General features: G+C 73.8%; 16 protein-coding genes. 3 read left to right on the plus strand and 13 right to left on the minus strand.

Annotation, left to right across the window (positions count from 1 at the left end; all coding sequences use genetic code 11):
- Nucleotides 1–2: 2 nt before the first annotated feature.
- From ACGFS9_RS30880 to ACGFS9_RS30930, 11 genes are all read right to left on the minus strand, one after another.
- Nucleotides 3–1,025 carry an ADP-ribosylglycohydrolase family protein gene (locus ACGFS9_RS30880; RefSeq protein ID WP_393257834.1) on the minus strand — a complete coding sequence of 341 codons (1,023 nt, stop codon included), beginning with the start codon at nucleotides 1,023–1,025 and terminating at the stop codon, nucleotides 3–5.
- The gene (locus ACGFS9_RS30885) at nucleotides 1,022–1,807 is read right to left on the minus strand and encodes an NUDIX domain-containing protein (protein ID WP_393257836.1); all 786 of its coding nucleotides are present in this window, start codon (nucleotides 1,805–1,807) and stop codon (nucleotides 1,022–1,024) included. Before ACGFS9_RS30885 ends, ACGFS9_RS30880 begins: the two co-directional genes overlap by 4 nt.
- 410 nt (nucleotides 1,808–2,217) lie before the next feature.
- Nucleotides 2,218–3,366 (minus strand): pseudouridine synthase, encoded by a 1,149-nt coding sequence (locus tag ACGFS9_RS30890; protein WP_393257838.1) that lies wholly within the window; start codon nucleotides 3,364–3,366, stop codon nucleotides 2,218–2,220.
- Nucleotides 3,366–4,022 (minus strand): SMC-Scp complex subunit ScpB, encoded by a 657-nt coding sequence (gene scpB / locus ACGFS9_RS30895; protein WP_393257840.1) that lies wholly within the window; start codon nucleotides 4,020–4,022, stop codon nucleotides 3,366–3,368. The genes ACGFS9_RS30890 and scpB overlap by 1 nt, the downstream gene beginning before the upstream one ends.
- On the minus strand, nucleotides 4,019–5,527 hold the full coding sequence (locus tag ACGFS9_RS30900) for a segregation/condensation protein A (RefSeq protein WP_393257841.1): 1,509 nt from the start codon (nucleotides 5,525–5,527) through the stop codon (nucleotides 4,019–4,021). Before ACGFS9_RS30900 ends, scpB begins: the two co-directional genes overlap by 4 nt.
- Nucleotides 5,528–5,545: 18 nt before the next feature.
- Nucleotides 5,546–6,127 (minus strand): hypothetical protein, encoded by a 582-nt coding sequence (locus ACGFS9_RS30905; RefSeq protein ID WP_393257843.1) that lies wholly within the window; start codon nucleotides 6,125–6,127, stop codon nucleotides 5,546–5,548.
- Nucleotides 6,112–7,290 (minus strand): ParA family protein, encoded by a 1,179-nt coding sequence (locus ACGFS9_RS30910; RefSeq protein WP_393257845.1) that lies wholly within the window; start codon nucleotides 7,288–7,290, stop codon nucleotides 6,112–6,114. Before ACGFS9_RS30910 ends, ACGFS9_RS30905 begins: the two co-directional genes overlap by 16 nt.
- 396 nt (nucleotides 7,291–7,686) lie before the next feature.
- Nucleotides 7,687–8,811: an alanine dehydrogenase gene (gene ald, locus ACGFS9_RS30915; protein WP_393257847.1), complete on the minus strand. Its 1,125-nt coding sequence runs from the start codon at nucleotides 8,809–8,811 to the stop codon at nucleotides 7,687–7,689.
- Nucleotides 8,812–8,973: 162 nt separating this feature from the next.
- Nucleotides 8,974–11,055 carry a tetratricopeptide repeat protein gene (locus ACGFS9_RS30920; protein WP_393257849.1) on the minus strand — a complete coding sequence of 694 codons (2,082 nt, stop codon included), beginning with the start codon at nucleotides 11,053–11,055 and terminating at the stop codon, nucleotides 8,974–8,976.
- Between the two features lie 195 nt (nucleotides 11,056–11,250).
- Entirely contained in the window at nucleotides 11,251–11,877 is a 627-nt protein-coding gene (locus tag ACGFS9_RS30925; RefSeq protein ID WP_393257851.1) for an NUDIX domain-containing protein, read from the minus strand.
- A 109-nt stretch (nucleotides 11,878–11,986) separates the two neighbouring features.
- Nucleotides 11,987–13,654: a CTP synthase gene (locus ACGFS9_RS30930; protein WP_393257853.1), complete on the minus strand. Its 1,668-nt coding sequence runs from the start codon at nucleotides 13,652–13,654 to the stop codon at nucleotides 11,987–11,989.
- A 539-nt stretch (nucleotides 13,655–14,193) separates the two neighbouring features.
- Between ACGFS9_RS30930 and ACGFS9_RS30935 the strand changes: the two genes are divergently transcribed.
- The 3 genes from ACGFS9_RS30935 to ACGFS9_RS30945 all read left to right on the plus strand — a co-directional run bounded on the left by ACGFS9_RS30935 (nucleotide 14,194) and on the right by ACGFS9_RS30945 (nucleotide 19,574).
- The gene (locus ACGFS9_RS30935) at nucleotides 14,194–15,996 is read left to right on the plus strand and encodes a glycoside hydrolase family 15 protein (protein WP_393257885.1); all 1,803 of its coding nucleotides are present in this window, start codon (nucleotides 14,194–14,196) and stop codon (nucleotides 15,994–15,996) included.
- A gap of 272 nt (nucleotides 15,997–16,268) precedes the next feature.
- On the plus strand, nucleotides 16,269–17,660 hold the full coding sequence (locus ACGFS9_RS30940; protein WP_393257855.1) for an FAD-binding oxidoreductase: 1,392 nt from the start codon (nucleotides 16,269–16,271) through the stop codon (nucleotides 17,658–17,660).
- Between the two features lie 276 nt (nucleotides 17,661–17,936).
- Complete coding sequence (locus ACGFS9_RS30945) at nucleotides 17,937–19,574, plus strand: PucR family transcriptional regulator (protein ID WP_393257857.1); 1,638 nt, start codon at nucleotides 17,937–17,939, stop codon at nucleotides 19,572–19,574.
- A 58-nt stretch (nucleotides 19,575–19,632) separates the two neighbouring features.
- On the opposite strand, the gene ACGFS9_RS30950 is transcribed toward ACGFS9_RS30945, so the two are convergent.
- Both ACGFS9_RS30950 and recN read right to left on the minus strand, forming a co-directional pair.
- Nucleotides 19,633–20,769, minus strand: coding sequence for a glycosyltransferase family 4 protein (locus ACGFS9_RS30950; protein ID WP_393257860.1), 1,137 nt, complete (start codon nucleotides 20,767–20,769; stop codon nucleotides 19,633–19,635).
- A 562-nt stretch (nucleotides 20,770–21,331) separates the two neighbouring features.
- A complete protein-coding gene (recN, locus tag ACGFS9_RS30955; RefSeq protein ID WP_393257888.1) occupies nucleotides 21,332–23,050 on the minus strand; it encodes a DNA repair protein RecN in 1,719 nt (572 codons plus the stop codon).
- Between the last annotated feature and the right edge of the window lie 48 nt (nucleotides 23,051–23,098).

The raw sequence follows: 23,098 nt of genomic DNA on the forward strand, positions 1-23,098 counted from the left end.
CCTCAAGCGTCCCAGAGCGCTCCCAGCGCCATCAGGTCGCCCTGGTACTCGATGCGGTCGGCCCATTCCCGGGGCCATGCCTGGGAGCCGTGGTAGGCGCCGGCGAACGCACCGGTCAGGCACGCGATCGAGTCGGAGTCGCCGGAGGTGCAGGCGGCGCGGCGCAGGGCGGTGACGGGTTCGTCGACGAAGAGGAGGAAGCACAGCAGGCCGGTGGCGAGCGCCTCCTCTGCGATCCAGCCGCCGCCGGTGGCCAGGCAGGGATCGGTCTCGGGAGAGGCGGTGCGCACGGCGTGCCGGAGGTTGTCCAGGGCGTCGAGGCACTCGTCCCAGCCCCGCGCGATGTACTGCTGGGGCGTGTCGTCCTCGCCGAAGGTCCACAGGTCGCCCAGCCAGCGCGCGTGGTAGCGCTGCCGGTTCTCGTACGCGTACGAGCGCAGCCGGCCGACCAGGCCCAGGGGTTCGGTGCCCCCGGCGAGCAGCCACACGGCGTGGGCGGTCAGGTCCGAGGCGGCGAGCGCGGTGGGGTGGCCGTGGGTGAGCGCGGCCTGGAACTGGGCGGCGCCGGCGCGCTGTTCGGCGCTCAGTCCGCGGACCAGGCCGACCGGCGCGACCCGCATGTTGGCGCCGCAGCCCTTGGAGCCGATCTGGCTGGCCTCCTGCCAGCGGCGCCTGCCGTCGGCGAGGAGGTTGCAGGCGGTGAGGCAGGTCCGCCCGGGGGCGCGGTTGTTCTGCGGCGAGCGGTACCAGTCCACGAACTCCTCGCGCACCGGCCGTTCCATCCGCGGCGGCCCCAGCAGCCCGCGGTCCATGGCGGTGCGCAGGCCCCTGGCCAGGGCGAGCGTCATCTGGGTGTCGTCGGTGACGATTGCGGGCCGCGGCAGCGCCATGCCCCGCCAGGGCCCGCACTTGTCGAGGATGGCGGGCACGGAGTTGAACTCGGTGGGGAAGCCGAGCGCGTCGCCGAGGGCGAGACCGACGAGCGAGCCGGTGGCGGCACGTTTGGCGAGGGTGGTGGTGGTCATCGGGTCCGTCCTTCCGAGGCGGGGCGCAGCAGGGGTGGGTGCAGGGCTTTCGCGCCGCCCGCCCGGTGGAGGGCGGCGGGCTTGCCGCGTCCGCCGGTGAGGCGCGCGGCGCCGGGGACCGGTTCGACGAAACCGGGTGTCGCGAGCACCTTCCGGCGGAAGTTGGGCCGGTCGAGGGCGGTGCCCCATACGGTCTCGTAGACCTGCTGCAGCTCTCCGAGGGTGAACTCGGGCGGGAGGAAGGAGGTGGCGAGACAGGTGTACTCGAGCTTGGCGCCCACCCGTTCGTGGGCGTCGGCGAGGATGCGGTCGTGGTCGAAGGCGAGCGGGGCGAGGGCGTTGAAGCGCAGCCACTGCGCCTGTGCCGCGTCTCCGCCGCCGCGCGGTTCGGGGGCGTCGGCCAGCAGGGCGGCGAAGGCGACGGAGACGATCCGCATGCGGGGGTCGCGGTCGGGTTCGCTGTAGGTGCGCACCTGTTCCAGGTGGAGCCCGGAGATGTCCGACAGGCCGGTCTCCTCGGCGAGTTCACGGCGCGCGGCGGTCTCGGCGGACTCGTGCGGCAGCACGAAGCCGCCGGGCAGCGCCCAGCGGCCGGCGTACGGCTCCTGTCCGCGCTCGACGAGCAGCACGTGGAGCGCGCCCGCGCGCACGGTCAGGACGGCCAGGTCGACGGTGACGGCGAACGGCTCGAAGGCGTACTTGTCGTATCCCTTCGGCGCCGCACCGCCCGGCGCGCGACCTTCCTCGCGGGCCACTCCCCCACCCCCCTTTATGGTCAACATGACTATGGTCAATACGACCATAAAGGAGAACTGCGGGTGCCGACAAGGCTCACGGGCGGGCATGCCGGGGAATCCGGCGGCCGCCGTGGGAGAGCGGTCCGCCCCTGGGGCCAGGGCGGCACACGGGGCATCGGCACCCGTCACGCGGACGGCACGGGACGACGACGGCCGGCCCCGGAGAGAATCCGGAGCCGGCCGTCGTGGGCGGGGGCGGGGCGGCCGCGACCGCCGGGGAGGCGGGCGGGGCTGGCGCCCCGGCCGGAAAGGTTCACCGGCTCGCGACGCCCGGCACGGCACCTCGCCGCGTCGCCGCATCACCCGGGTACATCCCGTACGCGGGAGACGCTCCGCCGTGCGCCGCACCGCACCGGACGCCGCGAGCCGTCCGGCGCACCCTTCCGGTCACGGCACTAGAGGCCGACCTCCGCCATCAGCATGCCGACCTCGGTGTTCGACAGGCGGCGCAGCCAGCCCGACTTCTGGTCCCCCAGGGTGATCGGGCCGAAGGCGACGCGCACCAGCTTGTCGACCGGGAAACCCGCCTCGGCGAGCATGCGCCGCACGATGTGCTTGCGGCCCTCGTGCAGGGTCACCTCGACCAGGTAGTTCTTGCCGGTCTGCTCCACGACCCGGAAGTGGTCCGCCTTGGCGTACCCGTCCTCCAGCTGGATGCCGTCCTTGAGCCGCTTGCCCAGGTCGCGCGGGATCGGACCGACGATGTGCGCCAGGTAGACCTTCTTCACGCCGTACTTGGGGTGGGTCAGCCGGTGTGCGAGCTCACCGTGGTTGGTGAGCAGGATGACGCCCTCGGTCTCGGTGTCGAGCCGGCCCACGTGGAACAGCCGCGTCTCGCGGTTGGTCACGTAGTCGCCGAGGCACTGACGGCCCTCGTTGTCCTCCATGGTGGAGACGACACCGGCGGGCTTGTTCAGCGAGAAGAACTGGTACGACTGCGTCGCGACGGTCAGGCCGTCGACCTTGATCTCGTCCTTCTCCGGGTCGACGCGCAGCCCCTGCTCCAGCACGATCTCCCCGTTGACCTCGACCCTGGCCTGGTCGACCAGCTCCTCGCAGGCCCGCCGGGAACCGTAGCCCGCGCGTGCGAGCACCTTCTGCAGGCGCTCGCCCTCCTCCTCGGCGCCCGGGAAGGTCTTGGGGAGCTTGACGTCGGGCTTGCCGGCGTAGCGGTCGCGGTTGCGCTCCTCCGCCCGCGTCTCGTACTCGCGCGAACGCGAGGGCGTCGTGCGCCCGCCGCGCTGCTGCCCCTGCCGGGGGCCGCCCTTGGCGCCTCCGCGCGCGGAGGCTCCGCGCCCGGACTTGGGGCCCTCCTGCGAGGCGCCCGGGCCCACGTCGTAGCGGCGCTCCTCCGGGCGCGGCTTGCTGGGGCGCTTGGGCCGGTCGTCGGCACGCCCCCGGTCGTCGCGCCCTCCCGCGCTTCTCGGCTGGGAGCCACCGGCTCCGCGCGAGCCGCCGCCGGTTCCCCGGGGCGTGTTCCCGCCGGTTCCCCGCGGGTTGCCGCGCCCGCTGTTCCTGCCGCTGCCACTGCCACTGCTTCGCATCAAAGTTCCGTCGTCGTCGTGTCGTCTGCGTCTTCGTCCGGTGCGTCCGGATCGAACGACGGGACCCCTTCCAGCGTCTCGGCCTCGATCGCGTCCGCCTCGGGGAGGAAGGGCGCGAGCTCGGGGAGCTCGTCCAGACCGCGCAGGCCCATTCGCTCCAGGAAGTAGTTCGTCGTCACGTACAGGATCGCACCTGTTTCGGGTTCCGCGCCCGCCTCCTCCACCAGACCCCGCTGGAGGAGCGTGCGCATCACGCCGTCGCAGTTGACCCCGCGGACCGCGGAGACCCGGGAACGGCTGACCGGCTGGCGGTAGGCGACGACGGCCAGCGTCTCCAGGGCGGCCTGGGTGAGCCGGGCCTGCTGCCCGTCCAGGACGAAGCGCTCCACGGCCGCCGCGTACGCGGGCCGGGTGTAGAAACGCCAACCCCCGGCGATCAGCCGCAGCTCGAAGCCGCGGCCCTGGACGGTGTACTCGTCGGCCAGGGCGCGCAGGGCGTCGGCGATCTGCCGCCGGGGCCGCTCCAGTATCTTCGCGAGGTGCTCCTCGGTCGCGGGTTCGTCCACGACCATCAGGACGGCCTCCAGGGCGGGCCCGAGATCGAGGTCGGCGACCGTGCGCGGTCCCGCCGTGGTCCCCGTGGTGTCCTCGCTCACGTCTGCCGCTCCCCGCTCTCCGTGGTACCCGCGCCCCGCGCGGCCGCTTCGCTGTCGCCGGACTCTCCGGCCGCTGCGGGCTCCCGGCGCCTCCCGGACGCCCGGTCGCCGTCCTCCGCCGGCTCCGCGGCGGGCCGGTCGAACTCGTCCGTCACCCGCGGCTGGTCCGCGCCGTCGCCGCCCGTCCAGCGCACCGTCAGTTCGCCGAGGGCCTCCTCCTGGTCGAGGGCCACGGCCTTCTCCCGGTACAGCTCCAGCAGGGCCAGGAACCGGGCCACCACGGTGAGGACGTCGTCGGTGTCCTCGACGAGCGCGCGGAAGCCGGCCTCGCCCAGCTCCCGCAGCCGCGCCACCACGATCTGCGCCTGCTCCTGCACGCTGACGAGCGGCGCGTGGATGTGGTCGACGTAGACCTGCGGTCGGGGCTTGGGCTGCATCGCCTTCACCGCGAGCCGGGCGAACCCCTCCGCGCCGATGCTGATGACCACCTCGGGCAGCAGCGCCGCGTGGTGCGCCTCCAGGCCCACGGTCCGCGGGTAGCGGCGGCCCTCTTCGTCGAGCCGGGCGGTGAAGATGTCGGCGATCCGCTTGTAGGCGCGGTACTGGAGCAGCCGCGCGAACAGCAGGTCCCGTGCCTCCAGGAGGGCCAGGTCGGCCTCGTCCTCGACCTCGGCGGTCGGCAGCAGGCGGGCGGCCTTGAGGTCGAGCAGGGTCGCGGCGACGACGAGGAACTCGGTCGTCTGGTCGAGGTCCCAGTCGGGGCCCATGGCGCGGATGTGCGCCATGAACTCGTCGGTCACCGTGGACAGCGCGACCTCGGTGACGTCGAGCTTGTGCTTGGAGATCAGCTGGAGCAGCAGGTCGAAGGGGCCCTCGAAGTTGGAGAGCCGCACCGTGAAGACCCCGTCGTCCGGCGCGTCCCCCGGGACCGCCCCGGGCGCGGAGGCTCTCCCGGTACCGGGAGAGGCGCCGTGGGTGGCACCGACGGCCGGATGCGCTCCGCGGGCCCCCGGTCCGGTGTCCGCACCGGCCGGGACCGGGCCGCCGGCCGCCCCGTCCGTGTCCGGCGGCGGGGTGGGGCGCGGGGCCTCGCGCCGCTCGTCCCGCGCCCCTCCGGCCGCGGCGGGCGGCGGCCGGAGGGCCTCCGCGGGCCGCGGGGGCGCCACCGGGGCCTTGACGGGCGGCTGGGGCGCCTGCCGCGCACGCGCCGGACTCGGGGAGCGGGGGGAGTCGACAAGGCCCGCTGCGGGCGCCTGGGACGGTTCGCCGGGGACCGGGCCGGGGGTGTCCGGCGTGCCGGGCTCCACGGCCTCCCCGGCGGCCGAGGGGTCCCGGGGTGCCTGCGGTCCGGGCGGGGCGCCACCGGGCGGGGGCGACGGAGCGGGCCGCTCCGGTGCGGCCGGGGCCTCGGGCCCGTCGTGAGCGGACGCCGTGCCCGGCCCCCGGCCCAGCGCGCGCCGGCGCCCGCCGGAGGCGGCGGTCGGAGGCGGGTCGTTCGAGGTCATAGCCGTCGCAGGCTACCGCTACCGCCCGCGCAGCCGTCGTACGAGGATGCTCGCGTCCCCGCGGGATTCCAGATCCGCGAGGACGACGGCGACCGCCTCCCGGACGATCCGCCCGCGGTCGACCGCGAGCCCGTGCTCGCCGCGGAGCACCAGGCGGGCGTGTTCGAGGTCCATCAGTTCCTCGGCGGACACGTACACCGTGATCTTCTCGTCGTGCCGTTCCCGTCCGCTGGGCCGCCGGTTGGCCGCCGCCCGCCCGCGTTTGCGGGACTGCTGCCCCGGGACGGCGGAGGCGGCAGAACCTTCCTGCGCCGGTGCGCGGCGGGCCGGCCGGTCCGCGGCGGCTCCCCGGCTGCGGGGCTCCCCCGCGTCGGGTTCGGCGTCGGCGGCGACGTGCTCGTCGCCCTCGCCGTCACCGCCCCGGACGGGCACCGCCTGCGGGGCGTCCTCCCCGGCGGCGGCCGGATCGCTCTCCCCCGCCGGAGCCGGCACCCGGGCCTCGCCGTTGGTCCGGCGCGAGGGCGTGGACGACGTGAGTGCCATTCCCCCGGTGGTACGGAACAGTTCGTCGGCCCCCGGCAGACTCACTCGGCGTGACACCGGGCGAGCACCTCCCTGGCGAGCTGGCGATAGGCGGCGGCGCCGACGGAGTTGGAGGCGTAGGTGGTGATCGGCTCACCGGCCACGGTGGTCTCCGGGAAGCGGACGGTCCGGCCGATCACGGTGTGGTAGACGTGATCGTCGAAGGCCTCGACCACCCGCGCGAGCACCTCGCGGCTGTGCACCGTGCGGGAGTCGTACATCGTGGCGAGGATGCCGTCGAGCTCCAGCTCGGGGTTGAGCCGCTCCTGGACCTTCTCGATCGTCTCGGTGAGCAGCGCGACACCGCGCAGCGCGAAGAACTCGCACTCCAGCGGCACGATCACCTTGTGGGCGGCGGTGAGCGCGTTCACGGTGAGCAGACCGAGCGAGGGCTGGCAGTCGATGACGATGTAGTCGTAGTCGGCCATCAGCGGCTTCAGCGCCCGCTGGAGCGTGGACTCGCGCGCGACCTCGCTCACCAGCTGCACCTCGGCGGCGGACAGGTCGATGTTGCTCGGCAGCAGGTCCATGTTCGGGACCGCGGTCTTCAGGAGCACCTCGTCGGCCGCCATGCCCCGCTCCATGAGCAGGTTGTAGACGGTGAGGTCGAGCTCCATCGGGTTGACGCCGAGGCCCACGGACAGCGCGCCCTGCGGGTCGAAGTCGACGAGGAGCACGCGGCGCCCGTACTCGGCGAGGGCCGCGCCCAGGTTGATGGTCGACGTGGTCTTGCCCACGCCGCCCTTCTGGTTGCACATCGCGATGATCGTCGCGGGGCCGTGGCTGGTCAGCGGACCCGGGATCGGGAAGTAGGGCAGGGGGCGCCCCGTCGGGCCGATGCGCTCACGGCGCTGGCGGGCCGCGTCGGGCGCGAGCGTGGCCGCGTACTCCGGATCGGGCTCGTACTCGGCGTCGGGGTCGTAGAAGTGCCCCTCGGGCAGTTCGTCGTAGTCGGCGAAGTGGGTGTGGTTCTCGCCACTTCCGTTGCCGGCCATGGCGTTCACGTGATGGCCATCCATGCTCTGGGGTGCTGGCTGGGTCAGCCCTGCTGCGGGGGCACTCTGGTGGGCTGCGAAGGTGCGGACAGCGACGGAGCCGACAGCCTCGAGCCCCGTGGGGCTCTGGCCCCTCGCCGGCGTTCCTGGTTGACCACCCCCGGGAGTAAATGTCGACTCATTCACAAGTCGTCTTACCTCCTTGGTGACCAGGAAACTTCTCGATAGGTCAGCGTGGCACCATGCCGACGGTTGGCGACTCTATGGCGTGTCACCGCTCCGCAGCAACACAATCCGCCGGACCCGACCCGATGTGTCGGCAACCGAACACCCCTCTGTCAAGGGCGTAAGGCCGTCGCACAGCAGGATTCACCGGTGTGCGAATCGGTTAAAGAGTTACCTTCGCGGCGAGTTGAACGAGTGTCGCAAAGTGACCCGACACACACCCGGCCGGACCTTGTCGGGCAAGGTCCGGCCGGGTGTGCGGTGTTGACGACCTGTGTTGACGTATCGCCTTTCGGCGTCCCGGAGTCGGCGCGCGGCGCCGACGTCCGGCGGGGCGCCGGCCGGGCCGCGAGGGCCTCAGCCGAGCAGGCTCTCCAGGGCGACGTGCTCCAGCCCGTGGGCCTCGGCGACCTCGCGGTAGACGACCTTGCCGTCGTGGGTGTTGAGGCCCTTGGCCAGCGAGTTGTCCCGGCGCAGCGCCTCGACCCAGCCGCGGTTGGCGAGTTCGACGATGTACGGGAGCGTCGCGTTGGTCAGCGCGTAGGTCGAGGTGTTGGGCACCGCGCCGGGCATGTTGGCGACGCAGTAGAAGACCGAGTTGTGGACCGGGAAGGTCGGCTCGGCGTGCGTGGTGGGGCGCGAGTCCTCGAAGCAGCCGCCCTGGTCGATCGCGATGTCGACAAGGACACTTCCCGGCTTCATCCGGGAGACGAGCTCGTTGGTGACCAGCTTCGGGGCCTTGGCGCCCGGGATGAGCACGGCGCCGATCACGAGGTCGGCCTCCAGGCAGGCCTTCTCCAGCTCGAAGGTGTTGGAGACGACGGTCTGGATCTTCGTTCCGAAGATCTTGTCCGCCTCCTTGAGCTTGTTGATGTCGCGGTCGAGCAGGGTCACGTGGAAGCCCATGCCGATGGCGATCTGCGCGGCGTTCCAGCCGGAGACGCCACCGCCGATGACGACGGCCCTGGCGGCCAGCACGCCGGGGACCCCGCCGGGCAGCACACCGCGGCCGCCGTTGGCGCGCATCAGCTGGTAGGCGCCGACCTGCGGGGCCAGCCGGCCCGCCACCTCGGACATCGGGGCGAGCAGCGGCAGCGCGCGGCTGGGCAGCTCGACGGTCTCGTAGGCGATGGCCGTGGTGCCGGACTCCAGCAGCGCGTCCGTGCACTCCTTGGAGGCGGCGAGGTGCAGGTAGGTGAAGAGCGTCTGGTCCTTGCGGAGGCGGTGGTACTCCTCCGCGATCGGCTCCTTGACCTTGAGCAGCAGGTCGGCGGTGGCCCAGACCTCGTCGGCGGTGCCGAGGATCTGCGCACCGGCGGAGACGTACTCCTCGTCCGTGATCGAGGAGCCGACGCCGGCGTTCTGCTCGACGAAGACCTGGTGGCCGTGGCGCACCAGCTCGTGCACGCCGGCGGGGGTGATGGCCACCCGGAACTCGTTGTTCTTGACCTCGCGGGGGATGCCGACCTTCACGTCGATCACGGTCCTTGGCTCAGAGGGTTCGGGGCTATGCACGGCCGAGGCGACGCAAGCCAGGCGATGCACGTCGTACCCGGCATACGGGAGCACACCGGGAGACACCACGGAAGAACGCGGCGGAGCCAGTCTAATGAAGGGATTCTTTCTGTCTAGCCTTTCAATGCATCAATCTTCAGCCGATGCACTGCGGATTTCGCAGGCGTTGGTGTCGCGTTCCTGGTCGATGGCGCCCTCCGGGAGCTCATCTCCCAGCATGCGCCCGGCGGCGGCCCGGTGCAGCCGGGCGGCCGCCGCGTCCCCGAGCCGGTCCAGGGTGTCGGCCAGTCGCAGCTGGAGCGCGGCCTGGAGCCGCACGTCGTCCGCCCGGCGCGCCCACTCGACCGCTTCCTGGCAGGTCCGCAGCGACTCCTCGGGCCGCCCGGCGTACTCCTGGACGCGCGCCGTCTCGCTCAACGCCCTTGCCTGAGCCGCGACATCACCGTTCTTGCGGTGGCCGGCGACGGCGGCCCGCCAGTTGACGAGCGCCTCGCCGTAGCGGCCGGCGTAGGTGTGGACGGTCGCGATGCGCCCGTAGAGCCGGGCGGCGTCCACCCGCTCGCCGCGGGCGAGACGCTGGGCGAGCGCGCGGCCGTACCAGTCCGCGGCCCGGTCGTAGTCCCCCAGCTCCTGGTGGGCGCCGCCTACGGATTCCATCGCGCGGCCCGTCGCGTACGGGTCGTTCGCCTCGCGCCCGGCGTCCAGCGCGGCCCGGTAGCGGGCCAGCGCCTCGGCCGTCCGGCCGGTCTGCGCGTCCAGGTCGGCGAGGTTCAGCAGGGCGGCGGCCTTCTCGCGCGGCAGACCGCGGCGTGAGGCCACGTCCAGGACGAGCCGGTGGATGCCGTACAGCTCGGGGGCGGCGGCCTGCGTTCCGACGTGCGCGACCATGGCCCGCACCAGGGCGGCCATCAGGCGGCGGGCCAGCGTGTCCAGCTCCCCGTCGGCGACCGCGAGCCGCGCGGAGGCGAGCAGCGCCGGCATCCGGGCGCGCAGCCACTCCTCGGCCGCCCGGGGGCTCGGAAAGCGCAGCGCGCGCGGCGTCCCGGCGAGCTTCTCCTGGGCAGCCTCGCTGTCGGTCTCGGTGATCGCCCGGCACGACACCAGCAGCCGGACGGTCCGCTCCAGCATCCGGGCGCGGGCCAGCTGGACCTCGGCGGGGCGGTCGTGGGCCTCGACCAGCTCCCGCAGCAGCGGCTGGAGGCATCCGGGGACCTCGTACTGCGGCAGCGGTGACGCGACCGCGTGCAGCAGGCCGAGGGAGGTGAAGTCGTCGAGCGTGGTGCGCGCCGCCTGGACGGAGCAGCCCGCGAGCGCGGAGGCGGTGTGCGGGTCGACGAGTCCCGCGGGGGCGAGGGCGAGCAGGCGCAGTATCCGCGCGGCGGCGCTCGGCAGGGAGGCGTGGACGAGCCGGAAGACCCGGGCCGGCGCGGGTCCCTCCTCACTCTCGGAGCGCAGTTGCTTGGCGAGGTCGGCCACGGCGGACGCCGGCCGGGCGGCGAGCCAGCCGCCCGCCATCACCAGCGCGGCGGGCTGCCCGGCGCAGAGTTCCACCAGGCCCTCGGCGGCGAGCGGGTCGACGGTGATGCGGACCGATCCGGTGAAGTGGCCGAGAAGTTCGAGGGCGGACTTGGTGTCCAGGCCGCCCAGGGTGCAGGGCCGGACGTCCGCGATACCGGTCAGCGGCCCCTCGGACACGGCGACGACCAGGCAGTCCGGGGCGTCGGGCAGCAGTGCGTCGACCTGTTCGGCGTCGGCCGCGTCGTCGAGGACGAGCACCGACCGGCGGACCGCGAGGGCCTCGCGGAGCCGCTCGCCGAGGTCGTCCGCGTCCGCTCCGGGAGGGGTGGGCAGGCCGAGGGCGGTCAGCAGGTCCCGGGCGGTGGTCTCGGTGGGCACCGGGGTGCCGTCGGGTTCGGTGAGCCGGGCCCGCAGTATGCCGTCGGGGTACCGGTCGGCGACCTGCGCGGCGAGTTCGGCGGCGAGCGCGGTGCGGCCCGAGCCGGGCCGGCCGGCGATGAGCAGCACCCGCGCCCGCGGCGCCTTGCGGCCGGAGAGGGTGTCGAGTCCGGCGCGTTCGATGTCGGCCCGGAGTTCCTTCAACTCTCTGGTGCGGCCCAGGAACTGACGTTCCGTAGGAGCGGACCCGGCAGCCGGGCGCCGCCCCGTGGCCGACACCATCGTGCCGCCGTCGTCCACTGCCTGATCCGCCACGGGCCACACTCCCGTTCCACTGCGCGCGAGCGCCCGCCGGGACTCCGGTTCGGGCGTTTCCCGAGCCTAGTTCACGCTCTGCGACGAACCGGGAGGAGCACGGCGGGGACGTCCCCCGATCGGATCAGGCGATCGTAGGACGATGCCCCCGGACGGGTGGGAGCCCTCGGGTCAGGGGACGGCGCGCGGCGGCGCTCAGGCCTCGAAGGGGCGCGCCGGCCACGGCGCCTCGGCCGGGCGCAGGGAGTCCGGACCGTCGCCCTGCCGCGCCGCGACGAGCGACAGGACGCCCACGACCAGGCAGTTGTTGTGCAGCTCGCCGGCCAGAACGCCGCGCACCAGGTCGTCGAGGGGCACGCGGGCCAGTTCCATGTCGGCCTCCTCGTCCTCGACGTCGAACCGCTCGCCGTCGGCCTCGGAGAGGTCGCGGGCCAGGAAGATGCGCACGGCCTCGTCGCAGCCGCCGGGCGTGGTGTACACGTCCGTCAGCACGCGCCAGTCCTCCGCCTTGACGTGCGCCTCCTCGTACAGCTCGCGCTGCGCGGCGTGCAGCGGGTTCTCCCCGGGGATGTCGAGCAGACCGGCCGGGATCTCCCACAGCTTGTGGCGCACGGGGTGGCGGTACTGCCGCAGCACCAGCACCCGGCCCTCGTCGTCCAGCGCGAGGACGGCCACCGACCCCGGGTGGACCTGGTAGTCGCGGCGGACGACGGAGCCGTCGGGCATGACCACGTCGTCGGTGCGCACCGAGGTCTTGTTGCCCTGGAACGGGGTGTCGGTCGCGCGGACCTCCCACGCCTCGGGGGTGTCCTTGATCGTCATCGCCTGTCCTCCCACACGTGCCCGAAAAAGCCGTCCGTCGCCGGAGCCGGGGTGCTTCACCTGCGGTTTTCCCGCGGGCGCGCACCCCGGCCACCGTACAACCCTCGTCCTAGCGTCCCGTCTTGCGCTCCACCGCCGCCTTGACCAGACCGGCGAAGAGCGGGTGCGGCCGGGTCGGGCGGGAGCGCAGCTCGGGGTGCGCCTGGGTGGCGACCAGGTAGGGGTGGACGTCGCGCGGGTACTCGACGTACTCGACGAGCTTGCCGTCCGGGGAGGTGCCGGAGAACTGCAGTCCGGCCTTCTTCTCCAGCTCCGCGCGGTAGGCGTTGTTCACCTCGTAGCGGTGGCGGTGGCGCTCCTCGACGTACTCCTTGCCGTCGTACACCTCGCGCACGATCGACCCCTCGGCGAGCTTGGCCGGGTACATGCCCAGCCGCATCGTGCCGCCCATGTCGCCCTCGCCGGCCACGATGTCGAGCTGCTCGGCCATGGTGGAGACGACCGGGTGCGCGGTGGCGGAGTCGAACTCGGTGGAGTTGGCGTCCGGGATGTCGGCCAGGTTCCGCGCGGCCTCGATCACGATGCACTGGAGGCCGAGGCAGAGTCCGAGCAGCGGGATGCCGTTCTCGCGGGCGTACTGGATGGCGCCGACCTTGCCGGACACCCCGCGGTCGCCGAAGCCGCCGGGGATGCAGATCGCGTCGACGTCACCGAGCCGGCTCGCGGCGCCCGCCGGGGTCTTGCAGTCGTCGGAGGTGACCCACTTGATCTTGACGCGGGCCTTGTTGGCGAAGCCGCCGGCGCGCAGCGCCTCGGTGACCGAGAGGTAGGCGTCGGGCAGGTCGATGTACTTGCCGACGAGCGCCATGGTGATCTCGTGGAGCGGGTTGTGGACGCGGTCGAGCAGGTCGTCCCAGGTCGTCCAGTCCACGTCGCGGAACGGCAGGTCCAGCTTGCGGACGACGTAGGCGTCCAGGCCCTCGGTGTGCAGCACCTTCGGGATGTCGTAGATCGACTTGGCGTCGATCGCCGCGACCACGGCGGCCTCGTCGACATCGCACATCAGCGAGATCTTGCGCTTGATGGCGGTCGGCACCTCGCGGTCGGCGCGCAGCACGATCGCGTCCGGCTGGATACCGATGTTGCGCAGCGCCGCCACCGAGTGCTGGGTGGGCTTCGTCTTCAGCTCGCCGGAGGGGCCGATGTAGGGCAGCAGCGAGATGTGCACGACGAAGACGTTGTCCCGGCCGACCTCGTGGCGGACCTGGCGGACCGTCTCCAGGAAGGGCAGCGACTCGATGTCGCCGACCGTTCCGCCGACCTCGGTGATGACGACGTCGACGTCGTCGGTGGCCATGCGGCGGATGCGGTGCTTGATCTCGTTGGTGATGTGCGGGATCACCTGCACCGTGTCGCCCAGGTACTCGCCGCGCCGCTCCTTGGCGATGACGGTCGAGTACACCTGCCCCGTGGTGACGTTGGCCGAGCCGTCCAGGTCGACGTCGAGGAAGCGCTCGTAGTGGCCGATGTCCAGGTCCGTCTCGGCGCCGTCGTTGGTGACGAACACCTCACCGTGCTGGAACGGGTTCATGGTGCCCGGGTCGACGTTCAGGTACGGGTCGAGCTTCTGCATCGTGACCCGCAGACCCCGTGCCTTGAGCAGCGCGCCCAGGCTGGAGGCCGTCAGACCCTTGCCGAGGGAGGAGGCGACACCCCCGGTGACGAAGATGTGCTTGGTCGTCGTGGCGGAGCTGCTTCGGAAAGCAGCGGGCGGCATGGCCAAGAGGGGGCTCCCGTGGTCGCGGTCTGGGGTGCGTGCCGACGCGGGTCCGGAGGTCTCCGGAGGCGCCGTCGCTGCGGTTCGGGGGTTTCTTGCCCACCGGTCCACGGGCTACCAGGGTATCAGCGACGGAACGAGGCTGCTTCCGGCCACGCTCCGCACACAGGTCGGCACAGGGCCCGCACACCGCTCACTCGATCGGCTCAGCCGGGTTGCCGGGAGCGGCACGCGGATCATCCGGGTGCGTCGTATCCTGCTCGGACACTCGCTGCCGAGTCCGCCGGCACGCGGCACCACCCCCGCCCGTATCCGGAACAAAGAGGGCTTGTCAGTTCGTTTCGAGACGACAGCCGGATCGCCCTTCACACTGAACCGGACGCTCCGCACCGACGTACGAACTACGTCCCCCCACCCCCGATCCCCCGCAGTACCGCCGTTTCGCATTGCCTGACTCTTTCCCACTACCTTTCGTTCCCTTGACCGCAAGAGCGACCGCCCCGCGCAGGGGCGCCGTGGCCGTTCGACTGGAGATGCACGTGGCCGGGCGCATCGAGGACTACGCACTCATCGGAGACATGCAGACAGCCGCGCTGGTCTGCCGGGACGGCACAGTCGACTGGCTGTGCCTGCCCCGCTTCGACTCCCACGCCGTCTTCGCAGGACTGCTCGGCACGGAGGAACACGGATTCTGGCGGCTCGGGCCCGCGCACGCGGCCGACGCCGAGCCCCCCGCGGCGGCACGCCGCCGCTACCGCGGCGACTCGCTCATCCTCGAATCCGAGTGGGACACCCCGCGCGGCACGGTCCGGGTGACCGATTTCATGCCCCCGCGCGACGGCGCCCCGCAGCTGATCCGGATCGTCGAGGGCGTCACCGGCCGGGTGCCGATGCGCTCCGCCCTGCGCATGCGTTTCTCCTACGGCCGCGTGGTGCCCTGGGTGCACAAGCACGAGGGCCGCACGGTCGCCGTCGCGGGTCCGGACTCGGTGTGGTTCGACACGGCCTGCGAGACCTACGGCAAGGCCCTGACCACCTACGCCGACTTCACCGTGGCGCCGGGTGACCGGATCGCGTTCACCATCTCGTGGGAGCCCTCGCACAAGGAGCCGCCCGCGCTGCCCGAGCCGGAGCAGTCGCTGGAGGCGACCGAGGAGTTCTGGCGCGACTGGGTCGACCAGTGCACCTACCACGGCCCCTACCGGGAGGCGGTGGTGCGCTCGCTGATCACGCTGAAGGCGCTGACCTACGCGCCCACCGGAGGCATCGTCGCCGCCCCGACCACCTCGCTCCCGGAGGAGATCGGCGGTGTCCGCAACTGGGACTACCGCTACACCTGGCTGCGCGACGCGGCGATCACCCTCTCCTCGCTGCTGCGCACCGGGTACCGCGAGGAGGCCCGCGCCTGGCGCGAGTGGCTGCTGCGCGCGGTCGCCGGCGACCCGGAGAACCTCCAGATCATGTACGGCATCGCGGGTGAGCGGGAGTTGGGCGAGGCCGAGCTGGACTGGCTTCCCGGGTACGAGGGGTCGACGCCGGTCCGCGTCGGCAACGGAGCGGCGCACCAGCTCCAGCTCGACGTGTACGGCGAGGTCACCGAGGCCCTGCACCTGGCGCACATGACGGGCCTGTCCCGCAACGACTACGCCTCGCTGCTCCAGCTGAAGCTGATCCGCTATCTGGAGGACCACTGGGACCAGCCCGACGAGGGCATCTGGGAGGTCCGCGGCCCCCGGCGGCACTTCGTGCACTCGAAGGTCATGGCCTGGGTCGCCGTCGACCGCACGATCAAGCTCATCGAGTCCGGTGACGCGGACGGCCCGCTGGAGAAGTGGCGCGAGCTGCGCGACGACATCCACCGGGACGTCTGCGAGAAGGGCTACGACCGGGAGCGCAACACCTTCACCCAGTCCTACGGCTCGAAGGAACTGGACGCCTCGCTGCTGCTGATCCCGCAGATGGGCTTCCTGCCGCCGGACGACAAGCGCGTCATCGGCACGATCGAGGCGATCCAGCGCGAGCTGTCCACCCCCGACGGCTTCATCCTGCGCTACCCGACCACCGGTGAGGACGCGGGTGTGGACGGGCTGGAGGGCGACGAGGGCGCGTTCCTCGCCTGCTCGTTCTGGATGGCCGACGACCTCGCGATGATCGGGCGGGTCGACGAGGCGCGCAAGCTGTTCGAACGGCTCCTCGCGCTGCGCAACGACCTCGGCCTGCTGGCCGAGGAGTGGGACCCCCGTCTCCAACGCCAGGTGGGCAACTTCCCGCAGGCGTTCAGCCACGTCCCGCTGATCGACACGGCCCTGCGGCTCACCGCGAGCGGCGCCTACGGCGGCTGACCGCCGGCCCGGACCGGGTGCGCCGGCGGCCTCCGCCCGGCGCGCCCGATCCGGCGGGCGTGCCTGGTGCCCTGACCGGAAGGGTTCGCCGGACGGCTCGCGGCGTCCGGTGCGGTGCATCGCACGGCGGAGCGTCTCCCGCCTACTGGATGTACTCGGGTGATGCGACAACGCGGCGCGGTGCCGTGCCGGGCGTCGCGAGCCGGTGAACCTTTCCGGTCAGGGCACTAGGCTGGAAGGACCCTGTTCCCTGCTGGAGGGGGGCGGCCGTCATGGCTCCCCTGTCGAGCGCGGACGCGTCGCTCGCCGCGTTCCGCGCAGAACTCGCCGGGGACGTCGTCACCCCGGACGACCCGGGATACGACGAGGCCCGGAGCATCTTCAACGCGATGATCGACCGCCGGCCCGCGGTCGTCGCGGTGTGCGAGAACGCGGCCGACGTGGCCCGGGCGGTGCGCTTCGCCCGCGAGGAGGGCCTGCCCGTCGCGGTGCGCGGCGGCGGTCACAGCGTGTCGGGCATGTCCCTCAACGACGGCGGCCTCGTCGTCGACCTGAGCCGTATGAACGCCGTCGCGGTCCACCCCGGATCGGAGACCGTGCGGGTCGAGGGCGGTGCGCTGATGGGCGACCTCGACCGGGCCACCCAGCCCTACGGGCTCGCGACCACCGGGGGCCGTGTCTCGACGACCGGCGTCGGCGGCTTCGTCCTCGGCGGCGGCTCCGGCTGGCTGGACCGGCTGTTCGGGCTCGCCGTCGACAATCTGCTCGGCGTCGAGCTGGTGACCGCCGACGGGTCCACGGTCCGCGCCACCGACCAGGAGAACCCGGAGCTGTTCTGGGCCCTGCACGGCGGCGGCGGCAACTTCGGCGTCGCGACGGCGCTGACCCTGAGGCTGCATCCGCTGCCCGAGTTCTCCATCGCCCTGCTGATGTTCGCCCCGGAGGCCGGCCCCGACGTGGTCCGCCTCTACCGCACGCTCATCGAACACGCCCCGCCCGAGGTGAGCGGCGGCGTCATCTATCTGACCGGCCCTCCCGAGGAGTTCGTCCCCGCGCATCTGGTCGGCACGAGACTGTGCGGAGCCCTCGTCACGTACGCCGGCGGTGAGGAGGGGCTGCGCAAGGTCGCCCAGCCCCTGCTCGCGCTCCCCCACGAGGTCGAGATCGTCACCGCTCTGCCCTACGCGGACTTCCAGTGCATGCTGGACGACCCGGCCGGCCTGCGGAACCACTGGTCGGCGGAGTACCTGACCGGGGCGCCCGACGACTTCGTGTCCGTCTTCTGCGCCCTCGGCGAGGCCATGCCGGTGCCCACGGGCACCCAGCACGTGCTGTTTCCCCAGGGCGGAGCGATCGCCGCGGGCCCGGCCCGCTTCCCGGTCCCCTACCGGGACGCGCCCTGGATCGTGCACCCCTTCGGCGTCTGGGAGGACCCGGCGGACGACGAGCGCTGCCTGGCCTGGGTCCGGCGGGTCCGCGAGGACGTCCGGCCGTGGAGTACCGGGGCGGTGTACCTGAACTTCATCGGGGACGAGGGCCGGGACCGGGTGGTGGCCGGCCTCGGCGCCGAGAACCTGCGCCGGCTGACGGCGGTGAAGACCCGGTACGACCCCGACAACGTGTTCCGGTTCAACCACAACATCGCCCCGGCGGCAGCGGCCTGACCGCGGCGCGGGCGGCGGAGCGGTGCGTCACCACCTGCGCCCGGCGCCACCGGTCGGCGCCGCCCCCGCGGCGTCGAGACCGGCCGGCTCGTACGGCCGTCCGTGCCGGCCGGTCCGCCCCGTCCCGCCGACCGCCTGCGCGTCCCGGAGCCCGGGGCGCGCCTGCGCGCCGGGCGGTCCGCAGGGCCGGGCCGGCCGGGGGCGCGCCGGGCCCGCTTCGGGTGCCCGGTCGGCCGGAGGTGCCTCCGCGGCCCGTCCGCGGGTAGCGTCCGCAGCATGGACAGCCGTTACGACACCCAAGGCGCCGGGATCACCGTGCAGCGTGCGCTGGAGCTGCCCGGCCTGCGCAGCGGTCTGCCGGAGATCGTCGCCGGAGCCGACCGGCTTCAGCGCGCCGTGCGCTGGGTGCACGCCGGTGAGGTGCCGAACATCGCCTCCCTGCTCAAGGGCGGCGAGCTGCTCCTGACCACGGGCTACGGGCTCGGTGCCCGGCCGGCCGAGCAGCGGGCGTTCGTCCGCACCCTCGCCGAGCGGGGGATCGCCGCGCTCGTGGTGGAACTCGGCCCCCGCTTCGCCCGGCTGCCCGCCGCGCTGGTGGAGTCGGCCCGGTCCGCGGGTCTGCCGCTGGTCCAGCTGCACCGCGAGGTTCCCTTCGTGACGGTCACCGAGGAGATCCACACCGAGATCGTCAACGGCCACTACGCCCTGCTCCAGCAGGCCGAAGAGGTCCACCGGCGCTGCACCGAGGCCGTCCTCGACGGCGGCGGGGTGCCCCAGGTGCTGCGCATCCTGGCCGACTTCAGCGACAACCCGGTCTTCCTGGAGACGGCCGACGGACAGCTGCTGTACTCCGCCGGGGCCGGTGCCGCGGGCGCCGACCCGCTCCAGGTCTGGGAGGGGCTGCGCGGCCAGCACAAGGCGGAGCCGCCCGCGGGGACGGTCCTGGTGGACGTGCCCGGTGGCGGGCCGGGCACGGGGTCCGTGCGGGCCCGCCTCGTGGTGCTGCCCGTCGGCGCCCCGATCACCGCGCTCGCGCCGGTGCACCGGCTCGCCGCCGAGCGGGCCGCCGGCATCCTGGCGGTCGTGCTGATGCAGGCCCGCCAGGAGGAGGAACTGGCGGCCCGCGGCCGGGGCGACTTCCTCACCGACCTCGCCGAGGGGCGCATCGCGGCGGAGGACGCGCCCGCCCAGGCCCGCGTGCTGGGCTTCAAGCCCGGCGGCAGCCCGCTCCTGCCCGTCGTGATGCGTCTCGCGGACGGGCTGGCACCGGGCGGCGGCTGGGCGGTCCTGGCCCGTGCGGTCGCCGAGGAGCTGGCCTCCGTAGGTGTCCCGGTCCTGCTGGGCGTCCGCCCCGTCGAGGGCCGCGTCCCGCTGCTCCTCGGGCTGCGCGCGGAGGCGGACCGCCCGGCCGTCGCGGACCGGGTGGCGGCGGCGCTCCGCGCGGGCGTGGAGCGGGCCGGCATGCAGCGTCCGGGGGCGCAGCCGCCGGTCGTCGTGGTCGGGGTGGCCGGCGGCTGGGCCGCCGCGTCGGCCGGGCTGCGGCACGCGGCGGAGACGGCGACGGCCGCGCAGGGGCTGTCCGACCGCCCCTGGTACGACGCCCGCCGGCTGGACATCGACCTGCTGCTGTGGCGGCTGCGCGAGCACCCCGACCTGGCGGCCTTCGTCGACCGCGCGATCGGCCCGCTGCGCGATCACGACAGCCGGTCCAAACCGCCGCTGCTGCCCACGCTGGAGACGTACCTGGCCCACGCGGGCCGCAAGGCGGAGACCGCCCGCGAGCTGCACCTCAACCGGCAGACCCTCTACAACCGGCTGGCGCGGATCGGGGAGTTGCTCGGCACCGACCTCGACGACCCGCAGACGGTCCTGGCGTTGAGCCTGGCACTGCGGGCCCGCCGGCACGTTCCGTAGCCGCCAGGGCGCCGGGACCGGGACGGCCATCGGCCGGCCCGCCGCGCGAGCGCGCCGGTCAGCCCGGCGGCCGGGTCTGCGTCAACTCGTCGTAGACGCTGAGCACCTGGGCGACGGTCTCGTCCTCGGTGGGCCAGGTGGCGGCCTGCCGGGCGCCGCGCTCGCGCAGTTCGTCCTGCCGCGCCGGATCGGCGAGCAGCCGCGTCACCGCGTCGGCGAGCGCCCGGGCGTCGTCCCGGGGGACGAGTTCGGCCGCGTCGCCGACGAGTTCGGCGACGTCTCCGGCCGCGGTCGCGACGAGCGGCACGCCGGCGTGCAGCGCCTCCTGTGCGAGGACGGAACGCGCCTCCCCGCGGCCGGTCAGCAGGGCGACGTCGGCCGCCGCGAGCAACTCCGCCACGTCGTCGCGGCGTCCGACGAGCCGGACCGGCAGTTCCTCCTCCTCGATCCGGCGCTGGAGGACGGGGCGCAGCGGCCCCTCTCCCGCGATCACCAGCAGCGGCACGGGGTCCAGCCGGCACCAGGCGCGCGCGGCGTCGAGCAGGGTGTCGTATCCGCGGTGCCGGTCGAGCGAGCCGACCGCCATCAGCAGCGGACGGCCGGTCGAGCCGAGTTCGGCCCGCGTCTTGTGCCGGAACCGGTCCGGGTCCGCGGGCTCCGCGGGCGGGCGCGGGGCGGGAAGCGCGACCGCGGCGAGCCGCGCGTCCCGCGCGCCCCGGCTGCGCGCGCGGTCCACCAGGCCGGACGAGGTGCCGAGCACCACGGAGGCGGCCCGCGCGACCCGCCGCTCCAGCAGCCGCAGCAGCCGGGCCCGGGCCCCCTCCGCGTCCGCGGGCGTGTGCCAGGTGACGACGAGCGGCACGCGCCGCCCGCTGAGCGCCAGGATCGAACGCAGGGCCGCGTGCAGGCCGTGCGCGTGCACGAGGTCGGCGTCCGCGCAGGCGGTCCGCAGCGCGGAGACGGCCGCGGGATCACCGCTGCGGGGTACCGCGACATGGCGGGCGCCCACGCCGGAGAAGCCGTACGCCCGGTCGGCCCCGGCCGGAGCGCACACGGTGACCCGCACCCCTCGGGCGACGAGCCCCGAGGCCAGCGACCGCACGTGCGCGCTGCTGCTCGCGCTGCTGCCGCCGAGCACCTGCACGGTGCGCAGCGGCGACTGGCCGGTCGGTGAGTGGCTGCTCACGTGGCTCACGTGGCCGGGGCTCCTGGTTCGGCGTCGGACCGTCGCGAAGAAACGTACAGAAGGATCGCGCGGAGGGGGCGCAGCGCACGTCGCCGTGCGCGGCGTATCTGTGCCAAGGATGCCAGGCCGTACGGGTGTTCCGGCACCGTCGTCGCGACGAGGGCACGTCAGGCAGGGCAACGCGGCGACGACGGTCACCCGCACGAGTGAGAAACTCCCGGTCCGGGCGCCGCCGTCAGCACATCGGCACCGCGGAACCCGGCATCCCCTCACAACACCTGGTTCACTCCGTCATCACGGGTCGCACCGCGAGCGCCGCACGCCCCTCGGCCCGGCCCTCCCGCACGACGGCGCGCGGCGCGCACTCCGGCGCATCCCATCCGATCCCCCCGGGCGCCCCGCGGCCTCGGCGACGCGCCCCGCGGCGGGGAGCCCGGCCGCCCGCACCGCCGCGTTCGGGACGGGCGCGGACACCGACCCCGGGCAGGCCGTTCACGGAGCCGGGCGGTCGCCGGTCCGCACCGCGCGTCGGGCCGGCCGGCACTGCGCTCACGGCGGCCGGCCGGCCGCCTCAGGCGTCGGCGCGCGCGGTCGCCAGCAGTTCCTCGGCGTGCGCCCGGGCCGTCTCCGAGTCCTCCTGGCCGGCGAGCATCCGGGACAGTTCGCGAATGCGCTCCTCGCCTTCGAGGACCTTGACCCCGGACCGGGTCACCGACCCGTCGTTGGTCTTCTCGACCAGCAGCTGCCGGTCGGCGAAGGCGGCCACCTGCGGCAGGTGGGTCACGACGACGACCTGGGCGGTCCGGGCCAGCCGGGCCAGCCGGCGGCCGATCTCGACCGCGGCCTTGCCGCCCACGCCGGCGTCGACCTCGTCGAACAGGTAGGTCGGCACCGGGTCCGTCCCCGCGAACACGACCTCCACCGCGAGCATCACCCGGGACAGCTCACCGCCCGAGGCGCCCTTGGCGATGGGCCGGGGCGGCGCCCCGGGGTGCGGGGCGAGCAGCAGTTCCACCTCGTCGACGCCGGCCGGGCCGTAGGCGACCGCGCGCCCGCCGACCTCGACCCCGTCCGGGTCGTCGCTCTGCCGGATGTCGAAGGACACGCGCGCGTGCGGCATCGCGAGCGAGGCGAGTTCCGCGGTGACCGCGGCGGCGAAGCGCTCGGCGGCCTCCGCGCGGGCGTCCGTCAGCGCCTGGGCGAGGCCGCCCAGTTCGGCGCGGAGCGCGTCGCGTTCCGCGGTCAGCTCGCCGAGCCGGTCGTCGTCGCCGTCCAGTTCGGTGAGCCGGGCGGCGCCCTGTTCGGCCCAGGCGAGCACGGCGTCGATGTCCTCGCCGTACTTCCGGGTCAGCTGGGTGAGCGCGGCCCGGCGCTCCTCGACGGCCGCCAGCCGCAGCGGATCGGCGTCGAGGTCGTCGGCGTATCCGGCGAGTTCCCCGGCCACGTCCCCGAGGAGGATGCCGATCTCCCCGATCCGCCCGGACAGACCGGCGAGGGCGGAGTCGTGCGCGCGCACGGCCTCCAGCGCGCGGTGGGCGCCCGCGACGAGGGTGGTCGCGTCGATGCCCTCCGGGTCCTCGGGGTTGCCGGCGAGCGCGGCGTGCGCGGCCGTGGCGGCCGAGGCGAGGGCCTCGGCGTGGCCGAGCCGCTCCGCCTCGGCCGCGAGCTCCGCGTCCTCGCCCGCGCGCGGTTCGACGCCCGCGATCTCCTCCAGGCCGAAGCGCAGCATGTCGGCTTCCTGGGCCCGTTCGCGGGCGCGGGTGGTGATCTCGTCGAGTTCGGCGGAGACGGCCCGCAGCCGGCGGTAGGCGCCGGTGTACTTGGCGAGCGGCACGGCGACCGCGTCGCCCGCGTACCGGTCCAGCGCCTGCCGCTGCCGGGACAGCTTGAGCAGGCCCTGTTGGTCGGTCTGGCCGTGCACCGCGACGAGTTCGTCGGCGAGCTCCGCCAGCACGCCCACCGGCACCGACCGTCCGCCCAGGTGCGCCCGCGACCGCCCTTCGGCCGAAACGGTACGGCTGAACAGCAGCGCGCCCTCGTCGAGCTCGGCCCCGGCCTCCTCGGCCCGCACCACGGCCGTCCCGCCCTCGGGCACGGTGATCCGCCCCTCGACGACCGCGCTCTTGGCGCCGATCCGTACCAGGGCGGGGTCGGCCCGTCCGCCGAGCAGCAGCCCGAGACTGGTGACCACCATCGTCTTGCCCGCGCCGGTCTCACCGGTCACGGCGGTGAAGCCGGGCGACAGCTCGACCACCGCGTCGTCGATGACCCCGAGCGACCGTATCCGCATCTCCTCCAACACGGACACGACCTTACGAGGTCGGGGGCCGGGTGTGCG

The organism is Streptomyces sp. NPDC048566, from assembly GCF_043199735.1.
Classification (GTDB): Bacteria; Actinomycetota; Actinomycetes; order Streptomycetales; family Streptomycetaceae; genus Streptomyces.